This window comes from Delftia sp. (genome assembly GCF_059499305.1).
In genome coordinates this window covers 698,967-715,752 of sequence record NZ_JCABYI010000030.1, presented here as the reverse complement: position 1 = coordinate 715,752, position 16,786 = coordinate 698,967, and the positions used below count along the sequence as shown (strand labels likewise).

At 70.3% G+C, this 16,786-nt stretch carries 17 protein-coding genes; 6 read left to right on the top strand and 11 right to left on the bottom strand.

Annotated features, from left to right (window positions below):
• Positions 1–12: 12 nt before the first annotated feature.
• The 7 genes from AC5I49_RS19810 to AC5I49_RS19780 are packed head-to-tail and all read right to left on the bottom strand — an operon-like array spanning position 13 to position 7,681.
• The gene (locus AC5I49_RS19810; RefSeq protein WP_016449182.1) at positions 13–600 is read right to left on the bottom strand and encodes an alkylhydroperoxidase domain protein; all 588 of its coding nucleotides are present in this window, start codon (positions 598–600) and stop codon (positions 13–15) included.
• Positions 597–1,289 carry a CMD domain protein gene (locus AC5I49_RS19805; RefSeq protein WP_061287248.1) on the bottom strand — a complete coding sequence of 231 codons (693 nt, stop codon included), beginning with the start codon at positions 1,287–1,289 and terminating at the stop codon, positions 597–599. The genes AC5I49_RS19810 and AC5I49_RS19805 overlap by 4 nt, the downstream gene beginning before the upstream one ends.
• The gene (locus AC5I49_RS19800) at positions 1,286–2,398 is read right to left on the bottom strand and encodes a putative FMN-dependent luciferase-like monooxygenase (protein WP_209799248.1); all 1,113 of its coding nucleotides are present in this window, start codon (positions 2,396–2,398) and stop codon (positions 1,286–1,288) included. Before AC5I49_RS19800 ends, AC5I49_RS19805 begins: the two co-directional genes overlap by 4 nt.
• Positions 2,379–4,070, bottom strand: a complete 1,692-nt coding sequence (locus AC5I49_RS19795; protein WP_495789784.1) for a dipeptide ABC transporter ATP-binding protein — start codon at positions 4,068–4,070, stop codon at positions 2,379–2,381. The genes AC5I49_RS19800 and AC5I49_RS19795 overlap by 20 nt, the downstream gene beginning before the upstream one ends.
• Complete coding sequence (locus AC5I49_RS19790) at positions 4,067–5,035, bottom strand: ABC transporter permease (RefSeq protein WP_074920781.1); 969 nt, start codon at positions 5,033–5,035, stop codon at positions 4,067–4,069. Before AC5I49_RS19790 ends, AC5I49_RS19795 begins: the two co-directional genes overlap by 4 nt.
• Positions 5,032–5,979, bottom strand: a complete 948-nt coding sequence (locus tag AC5I49_RS19785) for an ABC transporter permease (protein WP_495789783.1) — start codon at positions 5,977–5,979, stop codon at positions 5,032–5,034. Before AC5I49_RS19785 ends, AC5I49_RS19790 begins: the two co-directional genes overlap by 4 nt.
• Before the next feature lie 28 nt (positions 5,980–6,007).
• Positions 6,008–7,681 (bottom strand): TIGR04028 family ABC transporter substrate-binding protein, encoded by a 1,674-nt coding sequence (locus AC5I49_RS19780; protein ID WP_495789782.1) that lies wholly within the window; start codon positions 7,679–7,681, stop codon positions 6,008–6,010.
• Positions 7,682–7,934: 253 nt separating this feature from the next.
• On the opposite strand from AC5I49_RS19780, the gene AC5I49_RS19775 reads away from it, so the two are divergent.
• The 3 genes from AC5I49_RS19775 to AC5I49_RS19765 all read left to right on the top strand — a co-directional run bounded on the left by AC5I49_RS19775 (position 7,935) and on the right by AC5I49_RS19765 (position 10,724).
• Positions 7,935–8,486 (top strand): OsmC family protein, encoded by a 552-nt coding sequence (locus AC5I49_RS19775; RefSeq protein ID WP_096914765.1) that lies wholly within the window; start codon positions 7,935–7,937, stop codon positions 8,484–8,486.
• A gap of 25 nt (positions 8,487–8,511) precedes the next feature.
• Entirely contained in the window at positions 8,512–9,351 is an 840-nt protein-coding gene (locus AC5I49_RS19770) for a VOC family protein (protein WP_160851578.1), read from the top strand.
• 116 nt (positions 9,352–9,467) lie between these two features.
• A complete protein-coding gene (locus tag AC5I49_RS19765; RefSeq protein ID WP_016451995.1) occupies positions 9,468–10,724 on the top strand; it encodes an Hsp70 family protein in 1,257 nt (418 codons plus the stop codon).
• A 167-nt stretch (positions 10,725–10,891) separates the two neighbouring features.
• On the opposite strand, the gene rsmI is transcribed toward AC5I49_RS19765, so the two are convergent.
• The gene (rsmI, locus tag AC5I49_RS19760) at positions 10,892–11,833 is read right to left on the bottom strand and encodes a 16S rRNA (cytidine(1402)-2'-O)-methyltransferase (RefSeq protein ID WP_495789781.1); all 942 of its coding nucleotides are present in this window, start codon (positions 11,831–11,833) and stop codon (positions 10,892–10,894) included.
• Between rsmI and AC5I49_RS19755 the strand changes: the two genes are divergently transcribed.
• The 3 genes from AC5I49_RS19755 (at position 11,833) to AC5I49_RS19745 (ending at position 13,659) form a co-directional block, all read left to right on the top strand.
• Entirely contained in the window at positions 11,833–12,249 is a 417-nt protein-coding gene (locus AC5I49_RS19755; RefSeq protein ID WP_016450729.1) for a YraN family protein, read from the top strand. The two genes, rsmI and AC5I49_RS19755, sit on opposite strands and share 1 nt — an antisense overlap.
• A gap of 73 nt (positions 12,250–12,322) precedes the next feature.
• Entirely contained in the window at positions 12,323–12,931 is a 609-nt protein-coding gene (locus AC5I49_RS19750; RefSeq protein ID WP_016451992.1) for an SIS domain-containing protein, read from the top strand.
• Positions 12,928–13,659, top strand: a complete 732-nt coding sequence (locus tag AC5I49_RS19745; protein WP_473042324.1) for a BON domain-containing protein — start codon at positions 12,928–12,930, stop codon at positions 13,657–13,659. Before AC5I49_RS19750 ends, AC5I49_RS19745 begins: the two co-directional genes overlap by 4 nt.
• Positions 13,660–13,858: 199 nt before the next feature.
• Here AC5I49_RS19745 and AC5I49_RS19740 read toward each other — a convergent pair whose 3' ends face one another.
• The 3 genes from AC5I49_RS19740 to AC5I49_RS19730 form a co-directional block, all read right to left on the bottom strand.
• Complete coding sequence (locus AC5I49_RS19740; protein ID WP_495789780.1) at positions 13,859–14,770, bottom strand: NAD(P)-dependent oxidoreductase; 912 nt, start codon at positions 14,768–14,770, stop codon at positions 13,859–13,861.
• Positions 14,771–14,870: 100 nt separating this feature from the next.
• Positions 14,871–16,007 carry a PilT/PilU family type 4a pilus ATPase gene (locus AC5I49_RS19735; RefSeq protein WP_016450725.1) on the bottom strand — a complete coding sequence of 379 codons (1,137 nt, stop codon included), beginning with the start codon at positions 16,005–16,007 and terminating at the stop codon, positions 14,871–14,873.
• 129 nt (positions 16,008–16,136) lie between these two features.
• A complete protein-coding gene (locus tag AC5I49_RS19730; protein WP_016450724.1) occupies positions 16,137–16,769 on the bottom strand; it encodes a cyclic nucleotide-binding domain-containing protein in 633 nt (210 codons plus the stop codon).
• Positions 16,770–16,786 lie beyond the last annotated feature (17 nt).

Sequence of the window (16,786 nt, the reverse complement as noted above, 5' to 3'; positions counted from 1 at the left end):
GGGCGAAAGCCCTCATGCGGTGGTCCGTGGCTCGCCCAGCGACAGCATGAGCCGGTTGGCCCAGTTGAAGAAGGCCGTGCCGTGCAGCACATCGGAGATGGCGGCATCGTCCAGGCCGGCGGCGCGCAGCGCATCGATGTGGGCGGGCTCCAGCGCAGGCGGCGTCTGGGTCAGCGCCACGGCCGCCGTGACGATGGCGTTCCAGCGCGGCCCCAGGTCCGTGCCCGGACCCTCGTCGAGCAGGCGCTGCACGTCGCCGCCCCGGCGCGAGAAGTGCGTGGCAAAGCGCGCATGGACCGAGGCGCAGTAGATGCAGCCATTGGCGCGCGAAGTGGCAGCGGCCGCCAGCTCTCGCTCGGCACGCGGCAGGCCGGCGTCGGGGTTGTAGAAGATGTCCTTGTCGGTGCGCGTGCGTGCGCCCAGCGTGTCGGGGTCGCGCGCCAGCAGGCGGAAGTAGGGGGACTGCGCGCGTGAGGCATCGACCAGGCCTGCATGGTGGCGTTCGGTCAGCTCGCTTTCGTCCAGCGGCTCAATCCATGGCAGCCAGTCGAGCTGTTCCTGGGTGAAGACCTGGGGAGCGGCGGAGTTCGTTGAGGTCATGGCTGGGCTTGCAGGGTGGGTTGATGGGCTGCCGGGGACGCGGGGCGTGCAGCCAGCACGCGCAGCCCCGCCACCACGCGGATCTGGAAGGACAGGAAGGACGCCAGCTGGGACACGATGACGATGTCCGTCTCGCTCCAGCCCGCCTGTTGCAGCGCCTGCAGGGCCCCGGCGCTGGCGTCGCGCGGGTGGTAGGCCAGCAGGTGCGCATGGGCCAGCGCCGCGGCCAGGCGCGCGCCCAGCAGCGCGGCATGGGCCGGGTCCACGGCATAGGCGGGGCCGCTCTGGTCTTCGCGGCTCAGCGGGCCTGCCGGGTAGCGGCCGTACGGCCCGTGCGGGCCGCTGCCGGGCTGAAGGCTTTGTGCACGGCCCCGCACGACTTCGGATGCCACGGCGGCAGCCAGTTCCGCATCTTCGGCCGCCAGCGCCTTCGCATAGAAGGCGGCGCTGCGCGGCTCGCCATGCAGCCCGGCCGTGAAGGCGGCCAGGGCCAGCCGCTCGCGCAGCGAGACCGTGCCGGGCACGGGCTCGGCGGGCGTGAACAGGGCGGCAAAACTCTGCTGGGCCTGCGTGCGCGCCTCGGTGCGGTGGCGGCGCACGCGGTCCAGGGCGCTGCCGGGGGTGATGCCGGCGAGGTGGTCGATGACGTCGTCCGGAAAACGGGGCTGTACGGTGGTGTTCATGGTCATGCGGCTTGCAGCAGTCCGGCCCGGGCTGCGGGGAGGGAAGAGGGTGCCTGCAGATCTGCACGGCGCCAGCCCAGGGCTGGTGCCACATGGGCGGCCGTCAGCTCGATGGAGCGCAGGATGGCGTCGTGCGGCGGGTCGATGGAATGCACCTGGAAGACGATGTCGCTCACGCGCGCCAGCGCCGTGTCGGCGCGCAGCGAGGCGATGACCTCGTCGGGCGTGCCCACATGCACGTCGTAGGCGGCGATGAGATCGGCCAGCGGCGCCTGCGGATCGACGCGGGCCGCCCACTGCGAGGGCTGGGCGGCATGGCGCCGGGCCACGCGGCGCAGGCCGGCCTCGGCCCAGCGCAGCGCCTCGTCTCGGCGGTCGGCAACGAACAGCGTGCGCGAGCCCAGGATGCGCGGCGCCCGCCCTGCGGGCAGGCGGGCGAGGTAGGCGTCGATGATGGGGTTCTGGATCTCGGACAGCGTGGCCTGCGGCGCGCCTTCGGGCCGTGGCTGGGTGCGCGACAGCATCAGGCCGTCGCCGTTGGCCCCGGCCCGCGCGCCGCCCTCGGCCGAGAACGTGGCCTGCCAGACGCGCTCCAGCAGCTGCGGCGCGGCCGGGTACAGGTGCACGCCACCGGCCAGCGCGCGCCCGGCCCAGGCGTCCTGCAGCACGCCGAAGTTGCGCGCGAAGACGGCGCCGCGCTCGGCGCCCTGCACGCCAAAGGCCTCGAAGGATTCGGCCGTGCCGCCCGTGCCCAGGCCCACTTCCAGGCGGCCGCCGGTCAGCAGGTCCAGCACGGCCGCATCCTCGGCCACGCGCAGCGCGTTTTCCAGCGGCAGCGTGATCACGCCCGTTCCGATGCGGATGCGCCGCGTGCGCGCCGCCACATGGGCGAGAAAGACGAAGGGCGAGGGCAGGCCGCCCTCGCTTTCATGGAAATGGTGCTGGGCCACCCAGGCCGAGTCGAAGCCGTGGGCCTCGGCATGGGCGATCTGCTCGGCCACCAGACGGTAGCGTTCGCCGGCCGGCACATCGTCGAGCAGGCGGCTGAAGAAGCCCAGGCGCGGGCCGGTGCGGGAGCCGTGGCCACGGTTGGTATCAGGCGGGGTGAGGGACAAAATCAATGCTCCTTTTGCCGGGAATGGCGTCCATGAGTTCGCGTGTGTAGTCGCTGGTGGGGCGCTGGAACACCTCCTCCACGCTGCCCGCGTCCACCACCCGGCCCGCGCGCAGCACCGATACCGTGTCGGCGATCTGGCGCACCACGGCAAGGTCGTGCGAGATGAAGAGATAGGTCAGCCCCAGGTCCTGCTGCAGCTGGGCGAGCAGGGCCAGGATCTGCGCCTGCACCGTCACGTCCAGGGCCGATACGGCCTCGTCCAGCACCAGCACCTGCGGCTGCAGCACCAGGGCGCGCGCAATCGCCACGCGCTGGCGCTGGCCGCCCGACAGCGCATGCGGGCGCCGCTGCAGCACGGCGGCCGGCAGGCCCACGCGCTCCAGCATGTCGTGCACGCGCCGGCGGCGCTCATCGGCCGGCAGCGGGTCGAAGTTCAGCAGGGGCTCCTCGATGATGTCGAACACGCTCTGGCGCGGGTCCAGAGAGCTGAACGGGTTCTGGTAGACCAGCTGCACGCGGCGGCGCAGCTGGCGCAGGGCCTCGCCGCGCAGGCCCGTGACCTCGGTGCCTTCGATGCGGATGCGGCCCGCCGTGGGCCGGCCCAGGCCCACGATGGCGCGGATGGTGGTGGTCTTGCCCGAGCCCGACTCGCCCACGATGGCATGCGTGCTGCCCCGGCGCACGCGCAGCGACACGCCGTCCACGGCGCGGAAGATGCCGCGCCCGTGGGCGGAGGCATGGCCGGGCGCCGCGAATTCGTGCACCAGGTCCTCGACCTCGATGGCCCAGTCATCGGCCGTGGCAGGCCTGGGCGTGCGGCGCGGCGCAGGCGCCAGCGAAGGCGCATCGGCCAGCAGCCGCCGCGTATAGGCGCTTTGCGGATTGCGCAGCAGCTCCAGCGTGGGGCCCTGCTCCTGGATGCGGCCGCCCTGCATGACGACCAGGCGGTGCGAGCGGTCGGCCGCCACGCCCAGGTCATGCGTGACCAGCAGCACGGCCGTGCCGGTCTCGCGGCGCAGCGCGTCGATCAGGTCCAGGATGCGCCGCTGCACGGTCACGTCCAGCGCGCTGGTGGGCTCGTCGGCAATGATGAGGGCGGGCCGCAGCGCAATCGCAATGGCGATCAGCACGCGCTGGCGCATGCCGCCCGACAGCTCGTGCGGATACTGGCGTGCGCGCAGCGCGGGCTGGGACAGGCCCACGCGGGCCAGCAGCTCCAGCACGCGCGCCTCCACGGCCGTGCGGTCGCGCAGTCCGTGGATGCGCAGGATTTCGCCCACCTGGTCGCCCACCGTGCGCACGGGGTTCAGCGACATGGTGGGGTCCTGCGGCACCAGGCTGACCACGCGGCCGCGGATGGCGTTCCAGCGTGCGGACGGCCAGCCCGAGACCTCGGTGCCCTGCAGGCGGATGCTGCCGTGCTCGCGGTGGCCGTTGTCGGCCAAAAGGCCGATCACGGCCTGGGCCGTGGTGGTCTTGCCCGAGCCCGACTCGCCGACCAGGGCCACCACCTCGCCTGGCGCCACGGAAAACGACACGCAGTGCACCACGCGCTGCGCCTGGCCTGCGGCATCGCGGTAGGCCACGGCCAGGTCCTGCACTTCGAGTACGGGGGCGGTGGTTGCCACCGCTGGTGCGGCGTGGATGCGTTCCTCGATGGCGGCGCTCATGCAGGCCTCCGTGCGAAGGCCGTGGCGATGCGGTTGGCCGCCAGCACCACGGCCACCACGATCAGGCCCGGCGCCGTGGTCAGCCACCAGGCGGTGGCGATGTAGTTGCGGCCCTCGGCGATCAGCAGCCCCCATTCGGGCGTGGGCGGCGGCGCGCCGTAGCCCAGAAAACCCAGCGTGGAAATCGCAAGGATCGCCGAGCCGAACTGCAGCGCGGCCATGGCGATGACCGACGTCAGCGAGTTGGGCAGCACATGGCGCCACAGCACGGCGGCAAAGCGCCCGCCGCTGCCAAAGGCGGCCTCCACGTAGTCGGAGCGGCGCACACGCACCACCTCCGAGCGCACCAGGCGCGCGAAGCTGGCCACCGAGACCACGCCCACGGCAATGGCCGCGTTGATGGTGCCAAAGCCCAGCACGATGATGATGGTCAGCGACAGCAGCAGCGAAGGCACGGCCAGCAGCACATCGACCAGGCGCATCAGCGCATCTTCCGTGCGCCCGCCCGTGGCCCCGGCCAGCAGGCCGATCAGCGTGCCCACGGCCAGGCCCACGCCCACGGCCACGAAGGCGCCCGACAGCGAATGCACGGCGCCATGCACCACGCGCGCCCACAGGTCGCGCCCCAGCGCGTCCGTGCCCAGCCAGTGCGCGGCGCTGGGCGCCAGCAACTGCTGGCCGGCCTGGCCCGCGATCGGGTTCTGGTGGGCAAACCAGCCGGGCGCCAGCGCCCACAGCGCGGCCACGGCAATCACCAGCCAGGCCAGGGCCAGCGTGGGTGGCAGGCGCTTCAGGGATTGCAGGCGGGCCGGCAAGGCGAAGCTGCGGTGCGGGGCGGCTGGCGCAGGGGCCAGGGACGACGCTGGCAGCGCCGTGGGAATGGGAATGGGAATGGGAGTAGGAGTGGCGGGCGCGGCTTGGGCATCCAGGGCCGGGGAAAGAGCGCTTGAGACGGCAGTGTTCATGGCCGGTTCTCCACGGAATGGCGCAGGCGCGGATCAAGCAGCGGGTACAGCAGATCCACGGCGAGGTTGATGAGTACGAAGGCGGCGGCCGAGACGACCACCACGGCCTGGAGCACGGCCGTGTCCTGGTTGCCCACGGCCTGCTGGGTCAGCGTGCCCAGGCCATTGAGGCCGAACACGGCCTCCGTCACCACGGCGCCGGCCAGCAGTTCGCCGAACAGCACGCCGGCAATGGTCAGCGTGGGCAGCAGGGCATTGCGTGCCACATGGCGCAGCAGCACCCAGCGGCGCGAGGCGCCCTTGGCCCGTGCCACGGCCACGAAGGGCTGGGCCAGCACGGCGTCGATATTGCGCAGCAGCACCTGGGCCAGCGGCGCCGAGATCGGCAAGGCCAGGGTCAGCGTGGGCAGCACCAGTCCTTCCCAGGGGCCGGGATTGATCACGGCGATCCAGCCCAGGCGGAACGACACCACCTGGATCAGCATGATCCCCAGCCAGAACACGGGCACCGAGACAAAGACCGAAGGCAGCGAATACAGCGCGTTGCGCAGCCAGGACAGGGGCGCCAGGCTGGCAGCCGCCGCCAGCGCCACGGCCAGCAGCGCGGCTGCGGCAAAGCCCAGGGCCGCGAGCTTGAGCGTGGGCGGCAGGCTGGTGGCCAGGCCCTGGCTCACCGGCACGCCGGCCTGCAGCGAATAGCCGAAATGGCCCGTGAGGAACTGGCCCAGCGTGTGCAGATACTGCTGCCACACGGGCTGGTCCGAGCCGTAGGCGGCGCGGATGTCGGCGATCTCCTGCGGGCCCAGGCCCAGCTCGGGGTTCAGGAACTTGATCAGCACGGCGTCGCCCGGCAGCAGCTGCAGCAGGATGAACGAGACCGTGAAGGCCGCCCACAGCACCAGGGCGGCCTGGGCGATGCGGCTGAGCAGATAGCGGCGCGGCATGGGAGCGGTTCCTCAGGAAGCGTTCCGGTCAGCGCCTGGCCAGCCAGGTGCTGTAGAAGCTGGGCCGGCCCACGGCCTCGAAGCCCACGTCGCGCACCCAGCCTGCGCCCGCAAAGGCCTGGGGTTCCTCGAAGATGGGGATCACATAGGCCTGGTCGATCAGGTAGTTCTGCACTTCGCCGGCCAGCGCCAGGCGCCTGGCGGCATCGGTCTCGGCCGCGATGGCGTCGAACAGGCCGTTGAGCCTGGTGTCCTCGAAGGACTTGACCTTCTGGCTCACGCCGCCTTTTTGCAGCAGCACGTTGCGGTTGGTCGGGTAGTAGTTGCTCTTGATCACGTCGGGATCGGCGCGGCCCACCATGCCGGGCAGCACGCCGGTCTTGTCGGGGTCCAGCGTGTCCACGGCGCGGCTGCCCGCGTCGCCCGACAGCACGTTGAGCTTGACGCCGATGCGCGCCCACTGCTGGGCCACGAGCTGCAGCGTCTCCTTGTTCTGCGGCTGGGGCAGGGACTCGTAGGTGGAGAGCACGAAATCGCGGCCGTCCTTCTGGCGCAGGCCGTTGGCGCCCAGCGTCCAGCCGGCCTCGTCCAGCAGCTGTTTCGCCTTGGCCTCGTCATAGGCCAGCTTGGCCGACAGGTCCACGAAGCCGGCCGCAGTGGAGGCAATCACCGAGCGCGCCTGCGGATAGCGCGGCGAGAACAGCGTCTCCACGATCTCCTTGGCATTGGTGCCGTGCAACAGGGCCTGGCGTACCTTCAGATCGGCCACCAGGGCGTTGTCGGGGCGGATGGCCACGCTGTTGTTCACGCCGCGCGTGGGCGGGGCGTAGATGTTGAACTTCTGGTCCTCGACGCGCTTTTCGTCATAGGCCTGGATCTGGCGGATCAGCCCGGCCTGGCCGGCCAGCAGCGCGCCGATGCGCACGCTGTCCTCGGGCGTGACGATGAACTTCACCTCGTCCAGCCGCGCGCGGCCCTGGTGGGCCAGCTTGGCGGGACCCCAGGCGTAGTCCTTGCGCACCTTGAGCACCAGCTCCTTGCCCAGCGTCTCGCTGGCCACCACGAAGGGGCCGGAGCCGATGATGCGCGTGGCGTCGCCCAGCTCCTCGAAGGGGCGGTCCAGCGTGGCCGGCGAGACCAGGCCCGAGCCGATCACCGAAGTGCCCTGCAGAAAGCCCGGCGAAGGCTTCCTGAAGAAGAACTTCACCGTCAGCGGGTCGACCACCTCGCTGCGCTCGTAGTTGTTGATCACCTCGGACACCGGCTGCTTGAGCGCCTTGTTGCCCAGGCCATAGGTGTCGAAGTTGCGCGCCACGGCCGCTGCGTCCAGCGGCGTGCCGTCCGAGAAGGTGACGCCGGGGCGCAGCTTGAAGCGGTACTCGGTGGCGTCGGCATTCACGGTCCAGGACTCGGCGATCCAGGGCTGGATCTCCAGCGTCTTCGGGTCCTGGTAGGTCAGCTTGTCGGTGATCTGGTTGAGCACGCCGCCGTTGGGATAGAAGCCCCCGGCCGGCGGATAGAGGTTGGTATGGGCCTGCTGCTCCAGGTAGACCAGGGTGCCGCCTTCCACGGGCCCAGCAGCCGCGCCCGCCTGGGCCGTATCGGCCTGCCTGGAGCACGCCGCCAGCAGCAGGCTGCTGCCCGCCAATACCGCTATCGCGGCCTTCCATGCCACCTGACCCGCCTTCGATTGGGAAAACACGTTCGTACCTCGCCGCCGCTGGGGCGCTGAAAAACAAGACTGCCGGCCACAGGACCGGCTCCATGTTTTTCATGCTATCGATGCCAAATATTTGCGCTCATATATCGAGTTGCATCGTTATTTGGAAAACGACTAAGGGATGGGAGCCCCCCACATATCTGCCCAGTGCATAAGCGCAGACGGATTCGTTTGTTTGCCGCGCATGCGGCGGTCCCAACAATGGGCTGGTACTTCCTTCACCGAAAGCCCGTCCATGAGCCATCTCAACGAATACCTCGCCGAAAAACGCGCCGCCGTGCTCGCCCGCAGCGCCGCCGTCGCGGCCGGCACGGCCCAGCCCGCCCACCTCAAGGCCCATGTGCGCGCCGAGGGCCGCAGCGGCGTGCGCCGCCTGCGCATACGCGAGCACCAGGTCATCAGCGACAGCCCGCCCGACTTCGCGGGCTACAACCTCGGCCCCAGCTCGCCCGAGCTGCAGCTGGGCGTGCTGGGCACCTGCGTCACCCACATCTTTCTGATCCAGGCGGCCGAGCGCCAGGTGCCCGTGGAGAGCCTGGAGGTCGAGGTCACGGGCATCATCGATCCGCGCGGCGGCAAGCCCGGCCACGAGGCCACGCCCATCTGGCCGCATGAGATCGGCTACACCGTGCACATCGACTCGCCCGCCAGCCGCGCCGACATCGATGCGCTGTTCGAGGCCGTGGAGCGCACCTGCCCCATCCTCAACCTGCTGCGCAATCCGCAGAACATCCGCGCCGAAGTGCGCCACACCGACTCCAGCGCCGCCGCGCGCCTGGCAGCCTGAACACCGTGCGGAAAGCACCTCTGCCATGACCCTGCCACTCGACCACATCGTCATCGCGGTCCAGGACCTGGAACGCACCATTGCCGACTACACCGCGCTGGGCTTCAACGTGCTGCGCGGCGGCGAGCACCCGGGCCGTTCCACGCACAACGCCCTGGTGGTGTTTGCCGACGGCGCCTACTTCGAACTCATCGCCTGGCGAGCGCCCGCGCCCGAGGAGCGCTGGTGGCAGCAGCTGCAGCGCCATGGCGAGGGCATTGTCGATTTCGCGCTGCTGCCCACCGAGACCGGCGCCGTGGTTTCCGCCGCCCAGGCGCGCGGCCTGGACTACGAGGCGCCCTACGAAGGCGGCCGCCTGCGCCCCGACGGCGCGCAGCTGCGCTGGCGTAACGCACGCGCCCGCAGCCAGGACCTGCCCTTTCTCTGCGGCGACCTCACGCCGCGCGCCCTGCGCGTGCCTGAGGGCGATGCGCGCGTGCATGCCAACGGCGCCACCGGCGTGGCCCGGCTGCACGTGGCCGTGCATGACCTGCGGGCCAGCCTGGCGCGCTGGCGCGCGCTGCTGGGCGAGGGCGCCGACATCGGCGAGGCCCGTCTGTCGGCCGATGGCGGCGCCTACCGCGCCTCGCTGAAGCTGGGGGGCACGGGGCCGGGCGCCACCGAGCTGGTGCTGTCTGCCCCAGCCCAGGGCGTGGCCACGGGCGCCCTGGGCCACCGGCTGGCCACGCGCGGCGAAGGCCCTTATGCGATCGGGCTGGACGTGCGGCGGACTGCGCCTGCACGGGCACTGGACGAGGCCGCCACGCATGGCGTGCGCATTGTGCTCGCCCAGGATTCCCTGCCCCGGGAAACCGCTGCCGCCTAGGCGCAATGCGCGGGCGATAGAATGGCGCCCCGCTGACACCCATGCCCACTCCGGTGGGCGTTTTCGTTGCAGCCGCTGCAGCCTTCGCAGGCTGCCGTGGCGCGGCGCCGCTTGCCATGACGACTGCTTCCTCTCCTGCCACGCTGGGCATAGATTTCGGTACCTCCAACTCCGCCATGGCTTGGCGCGTGCCCGGCCAGCCCGCACGCCTGCTGCCGCTGGAAGGCGATGCCTGCGGCATGCCCACGGCGCTGTTCTTCCATACGGATGAGCACAGCACGCATTTCGGGCGCGACGCCATGGCCCAGTACCTGGATGGCGAGCCGGGCCGGCTCATGCGCTCGCTCAAGAGCCTGCTGGGCAGCGCGCTGCTGCAGGAAAAGACGGCCGTGCACGACCAGCTGGTCAGCTACCAGGATGTGATCGGACTGTTCCTTCGCCGCGTGGCCGACCGGGCGCGTGCCTCGCTGGACGGGCGCCTGCCCGAGCGCGTGGTGCTGGGCCGGCCCGTGCACTTCGTGGATGACCATCCCGAGCGCGACCGCCAGGCCCAGCAGGCCCTGGCCGACGCCGCGCGCGCCGCAGGCCTGGGCGAAGTGGATTTCCAGATGGAGCCCATCGCCGCCGCGCTGGACTACGAGCAGCGCCTCACGCAGGAATCCGTGGTGCTGGTGGTGGACATCGGCGGCGGTACCTCCGACTTCACCGTCGTGCGCCTGGGGCCCGAGCAGGCCGGCCGCCGCGACCGCCGCGACGACATCCTGGCCACCAGCGGCGTGCACATCGGCGGCACGGACTTCGACCACCGGCTCAACCTGGCCCAGATCATGCCGCTGCTGGGCTACCGCCACACCGGCCCCAGCGGCCGCGAAGTGCCCAGCCGCGTGTTCTTCGACCTCTCGACCTGGCACCTGATCCAGTGGCTGTACTCGCCCAAGGCCCTGGCCGAGGCGCGCAACCTGCGCACCGACTACAGCGACCAGCGCCTGCACAAGCGCCTGATGGACGTGCTGGAACTGCGCGAAGGCCACCGCCTGGCCGCCGTCGTGGAGCAGGCCAAGATCGAGGCTTCCACGCGCCATGCCGAGTCGCCCATCGAGCTGGGCTGGCTGGAATCGGGCCTGTCCGCCGCCATCTCGCCCGAGGTGCTGCACGAGCAGCTGCAAGGCCCGCTGCAACAGGTCGTGGCCTGCGCCCAGGATTGCCTGCGCCTGGCCGGCGTGGCGCCCCAGGCGCTGGACGCCATCTACCTCACGGGCGGCTCGTCGGCCCTGCGCACGCTGCGCGATGCGCTGCGCGAGGCCTTCCCCGGCGTGCCGCAGGTCGAGGGCGACCTGTTCGGTGGCGTGGCCACCGGCCTGGCGTACGCATAAGTCCCCCTGAGCGGCTGCGCCGCTTCCCGTTGCACGGCGCCCCCTCTCGCTACGCGGGGGGCGTACGGGCAACCGGCGACACCCTCGCGGCGGGGCGGCGCGGCCGGCGTAGGCCCTTGCTCGGTGTCCCTGAGTGTGAAGGCCACTGTGGTGCTGCCGCCTTGGGCTTAATCCTCTATCGGGTCCTCCTCGGCGGCCTGCTTGATCGCCAGCGCGGCGTCATAGAGGCGGTTGCGCGGTGCGCCCGTGATCTCGGCGGCCAGGCGCACGGCCGTCTTGGTGGGCAGCTCGGCCAGCAGCAGGCGCAGCACGCGCAGGGCGTCGGCGTCGGCCTCATCGCCACCCAGGGCCACCGGGTGCAGCACCACGGCGAACTCGCCCTTGCTGCGCTGGGGCACGGCCTGCAGCCAGGCCGGCAGCGCGCTGGCGGGCATGGTGGCAATGTCCTCGAACTGCTTGGTGATCTCTCGTGCCAGCGTCACCGGGCGCTCGCCCAGCGTGGCCAGGGCGGTGGCCAGGTCGGCAATGCGGTGGGGCGCCTCCAGCAGCACGGTGCAGCGCGGCTGCAGGGCCAGTTGCTGCACGGCGGCCAGACGCTCGGCCGACTTGGTGGGCAGAAAGCCTGCGAAGACGAACCCTCCCTCGCCCTGCGAAGGCGTGACCGCACCGGCCACGCTGATGGCGGCCGTGATGCTGCTGGCGCCGGGCAGCGGAATGCAGCGCAGGCCTGCGGCCTGCACGGCGGCGCACAGGCGTGCGCCGGGGTCGCTGACGCCGGGCGTGCCCGCATCGCTGACATAGGCGATGCGCTGGCCCTGCTGCAGCCGCGCCACGATCTGCTGGGCCGCCTCGGCCTCGTTGTGCTGGTGCACGGCCAGCAGCTGGCTGCCGGGCCGGTCCAGTCCATAGGAACGCAGCAGGCCCTGCGTGTGCCGCGTGTCCTCGCAGGCTACGCAGTCCACCAGCTGCAGCACATGCAGGGCGCGCAGGCTGATGTCGGCCAGGTTGCCGATGGGAGTGGCCACCACGTAGAGGGCTCCCTGCGGATAATGCTGGGATGCCGCAGCATCCTTGGCTGCGCCCAGCGCGGTGGCGAAAGAGGTAGTCAATGGGTTTCCTTGCGAAAAAGCCGGCAGGCGCGGGGCCGTCTGCCCTCACGACCCGGCATCGGGGCCAGCAGGCCGAGGACGCGGCGCTGGCCCATCTGCAGGCTGCCGGCCTGCGTCTGGTCGAGCGCAATTATCGGACGCCGGGCCGCGGCGGCGGCGAGATCGACCTCATCGTGCAGGCGCGCGACGGCACCGTGGTCTTCGTCGAGGTGCGCAGCCGCGGCACGCGCGCCTTCGGCGGTGCCGGCGCCAGCATAGGCGCCACCAAGCAGCGGCGCATCGTGTTTGCCGCGCGCCACTACCTGATGCGATGGGCCGCGCCGCCGCCGTGCCGCTTCGACGTGGTGCTGGTCGAGCCCGGAGCCGGGCCTGCCGTGCAGTGGCTGCAGGCCGCCTTTGATGCCGAAGGCGCCTGATCCGTTACCGCTGCAGCACAAATAACGCCTGGCTACGAAAGACTTCAGGGGCGGCAGTTATCATCGGGCCTCCATGCTTGAGCAACGTATCCAACAGCATTTCATCGACAGCGCCGACCTGAAATACCAGGCCGCCCAGGCGCTGAGCCAGCCCATTGCGTCAGCGGTACAGGCCATGCTGGCCTGCGTGACCAGCGGCGGCAAGGTCCTGGCCTGCGGCGCTGGCGCCTCGGCCAGCGACGCCCAGCTCTTCGCCGCCCTGTGCGTGGCCGGTTTCGAGCGCGACCGGCCTGAGCTGGCCGCCGTGGCCCTGGTGTCCGACGGCGGCCTGCTGGGCACCGTGGGCGCCACGGGCTCGGGCGGCAACGCCACCCAGTACCTGGCGCGCCAGATACGCGCCCTGGGCCAGCCCGGCGACCTGCTGCTGGTGCTGTCCGCCACGGGCAACGACGTGGCCGTGCTGGAGGCCCTGGATGCCGCCCATGAGCGCGACATGATGGCCGTGGTGCTGACCGGCCGCACGGGCGGCTCCCTGGCCGGCCGCGTGCGCGAGACCGATGTTCTGATCTGCGTGCCGCACGACCGTGCGGCGCGCGTGCGCGAAACCCATACGCTGGTGCTGCACTGCCTGTGCGACGGCGTGGATGCCCAGTTACTTGGTGAACAGGAGATGCCTCTATGAAGTTCCGTTGGTCCCGCGCCGCCTGCGGTGTGCTCGCCGTTGCGTCCCTGGGCGCCGCCCTGTCGGGCTGCGTCGCCCTGGTGGGTGGCAGCGCCGTGATGGCCGGCATGTCGGTGGCGGACCGCCGCACCACCGGCACCCAGGTGGAAGACCAGGGCATCGAGCTGCGCGCCAACAACCGCATCTCCGAAGTGCTGGGCGACAAGGCCCATGTCAACGTCACCAGCTACAACCGCCAGGTGCTGCTGACCGGCGAGGCCGGCAACGAGGCCGACCGCCAGACCATCGAGAAGCTCGTGCGCGAGCAGCCCACGGTGCGCAATGTCTTCAACGAAGTGGTGGTGGCGCCCTTCACTTCCACGCTGAGCCAGCGTTCCAAGGACACCCTGATCACCACCCAGGTCAAGGCCAGCCTGCTGGACGCCAAGGACATCCAGGCCTCGGCCTTCAAGGTCGTGACCGAGAACAAGGTCGTCTTCCTGATGGGCATCGTCACCCCGCGCGAAGCCAAGCGCGGCGCCGAGATCGCCCGCGGCATCAACGACGTGACCAAGGTCGTGCGCGTGGTGGAAGTCATCTCCGAGGACGAACTGGCCCGCATGCAGCCGCAGTCCGCCCCCGTGGTCACCGACGACTCCGGCAAGGCCGCCGCAGCCAGCGCTCCCACCAGCCCCACGGAAAGCAGCCTGTCCACTCCCGTGGGCGCCACCGTCACCCCGGTGAAGTGATCACTGCCGCCCGAAAGCAAAAGCCGGAACATGTTCCGGCTTTTTGTTTTGGACATAGGAAGATCTCGTTCCTCAGGGCATAGCACTTGAATCTGGCAGGGCCTAAAGCCAGGGACACCAAGCAAGGGCCGCCCCGCAGCGATGGTGTCGTCCCCCTCCCTTGCGAAGCAAGTAGAGAGGGGGAAGCGGCGTAAGCCGCTCAGGGGGTGAGCCTCTTGATGAGGCTGGAGGTATCCCAGCGCCTGCCCCCCATCTGCTGCACATCGGCATAGAACTGGTCCACCAGGGCCGTGACGGGCAGGCGGGCGCCGTTGCGCTGTGCCTCGGCCAGCACCAGGCCCAGGTCCTTGCGCATCCAGTCCACGGCAAAGCCGAAGTCGAACTTGCCCTCGGCCATGGTGCGGCCGCGATTGTCCATCTGCCAGCTCTGGGCTGCGCCCTTGCCGATGACGTCGAGCACGGCGGGAATGTCCAGGCCCGCGTGCTGGCCGAAGGCGATGGCCTCGGACAGGCCCTGGACCAGGCCTGCGATGCAGATCTGGTTGACCATCTTGGTGAGCTGGCCGGCGCCGCTGTCGCCCATCAGCGTGCAGGCGCGCGAGAAGGCCATGGCCACGGGCTGCATGGTGGCGAAGGCGGCCTCGTCACCGCCGCACATCACGGTGAGCTGGCCGTTCTGGGCGCCCGCCTGGCCGCCCGAGACGGGCGCGTCGATGAACTGCAGGCCCAGCTCCAGCCCGGTCGCATGCAGCTCGCGCGCCACTTCGGCCGATGCCGTCGTGTGGTCGGCAAAGATGGCGCCGCGGCGCATGCCCGCGAAGGCGCCGTCCGGCCCCAGCACGACCGAGCGCAGGTCATCGTCATTGCCCACGCAGCTGAACACGATGTCGGCGCCGGCCACGGCCTCGCGCGGCGTGGCCGCATGGCCGCCGTTGAACTCCTCGCACCAGGCGCGGGCCTTGGCCTGCGTGCGGTTGTAGACCGTGACGCGGTGGCCTGCCGTGGCCAGGTGGCCGGCCATGGGATAGCCCATGACGCCCAGCCCCAGGAAGGCTACGGAGAGGGGAGCGATGGCCGCATAGCTGCGGGCGGCGATGGAGGAGTCGGACATGGGGGATTCCTGAGAGGTGGTGGGAGCGGGTGGCGCAGGGGCGCGCGGTGTGCGGCCCTGGAAGGAGCCGGTGTCCCGGCTCGGCGCGCTGAAGGCGCGTTCAGACGATGGCGAAATGCTCGGTGCCCGCCGCCAGGTCCAGCGACTTGGCGCGCTGGCTGCCCAGCTTGATCTGCAGCCGCAGGTCGTTGACCGAGTCCGCATTGCGCAGGGCATCCTCGTAGGTGATGAGGTTGGACTCGAACAGGTCGAACAGCGCCTGGTCGAAGGTCTGCATGCCCAGGTTGCGGCTTTTCTTCATGATCTCCTTGATCTCGGTGACTTCGCCCTTGAAGATCAGGTCGGAGATCAGCGGCGAGTTGAGCATCACCTCGATGGCGGCCACGCGCCCCTTGCTGTCCTGCTTGGGCAGCAGGCGCTGGGAGACCATGGCGCGCAGGTTCAGCGACAGGTCCATCAGCAGTTGCGGGCGGCGCTCTTCGGGGAAGAAGTTGACGATGCGGTCCAGCGCCTGGTTGGCGCTGTTGGCGTGCAGCGTGGCCAGGCACAGGTGGCCGGTTTCCGAGAAGGCGATGGCGTGCTCCATGGTCTCGCGGTCCCGGATTTCGCCCATGAGGATCACGTCCGGTGCCTGGCGCAGGGAGTTCTTGAGCGCTGCTTCCCAGCTGTCCGTGTCCAGGCCCACCTCGCGCTGCGTGACCACGCAGTTCTTGTGCGGGTGCACGAATTCGATGGGGTCCTCGATGGTCACGATGTGGCCGTAGGAATTCTCGTTGCGCCAGTCCACCATGGCGGCCAGCGTGGTGGACTTGCCCGAGCCCGTGGCGCCGACCAGGATGCACAGGCCGCGCTTGGTCATGGTCACTTCCTTGAGCACCTGGGGCACGCCCAGGCTGTCGATGGTGGGCAGGGCCAGCGGAATCGTCCGCATCACCATGCCCACGCGGCCCTGCTGGATGAAGGCGTTGACGCGAAAGCGCCCGATGCCCGGCGGCGAGATGGCGAAGTTGCACTCCTTGGTGCGCTCGAAATCGGCGATCTGCTTGTCGCTCATGACGGAGCGCGCCAGCGTCAGCGTGTGCACCGGCGACAGCGGCTGCGGCGACACCTTGGTGATGCGCCCGTCGATCTTGATCGCCGGCGGGAATTCCGCCGTGATGAACAAGTCGCTGCCGTTGCGGCTGACCATGAGCTTGAGCAGGTCGTTGATGAACTTGGTGGCCTGATCTCTTTCCATTGCCGTATTCCCCCGGGCATTGCGCGCCGTCGTGGCGCGCAGGTTGTTTTGTTATGTGCAGGTGGTCCGGTCCGGCCCGGATGGGCCAGGCGTCCTCATATTCGACTCATTCGCCGACTCATTCGCCATCTAAGTGTGCTGCTCCTCGCCCAGGCGCACGCTGATGGCACGCAGCCGGAACGAGAGCTTGCGCGCCAGCAGCGCCATCAGCTTGGCGGCCAGCGCGGCATCCTTGACCATCATTTCGTCCAGCGCCTCGGCGCTGAGCACGCCGATCTCGCAGTCGGTCAGCGTGGTGCAGCTGGAAAAGCGCGGCCCGCCGTCGAGCAGCGACATCTCGCCGAGGATGTCGCCGGGCCGTGTCTGCGCCAGGCGCATGCGCTCGCCCCAGGGCTGCTGGCGCTCCACGGCGATCTGGCCGGACAGCACCACCGCCATGAAGCTGCCGTTCTCCTCCTGGCGGATCACGTCGCGCTGCGGCGCCACGGCCGCGTAGATGAAGTATTCGCTCAGCCGGTGCAGGCTGGCGGCGTCAAGCTGGCCCAGGTAACGGTCGCGCGACCACAGCTGCTCCAGCTGGGTGACGCTGCCGCGCGGCAGCCGCGTGGCGCCCACCTCGATGGCGCGCGCCTCCCAGGGAACGGGAGGCGTGTGCGGGTCCATGAAGCCATGCGCCGCCAGCGTGGTCGTGAAGAAGGCCGACTCGGAGGCCGGGGCCGAAGGGTCCTGGCCGCTTCGCAGCTTGCGGAAAATGCTTTTCATGGCGCGTGGCGAGAGGC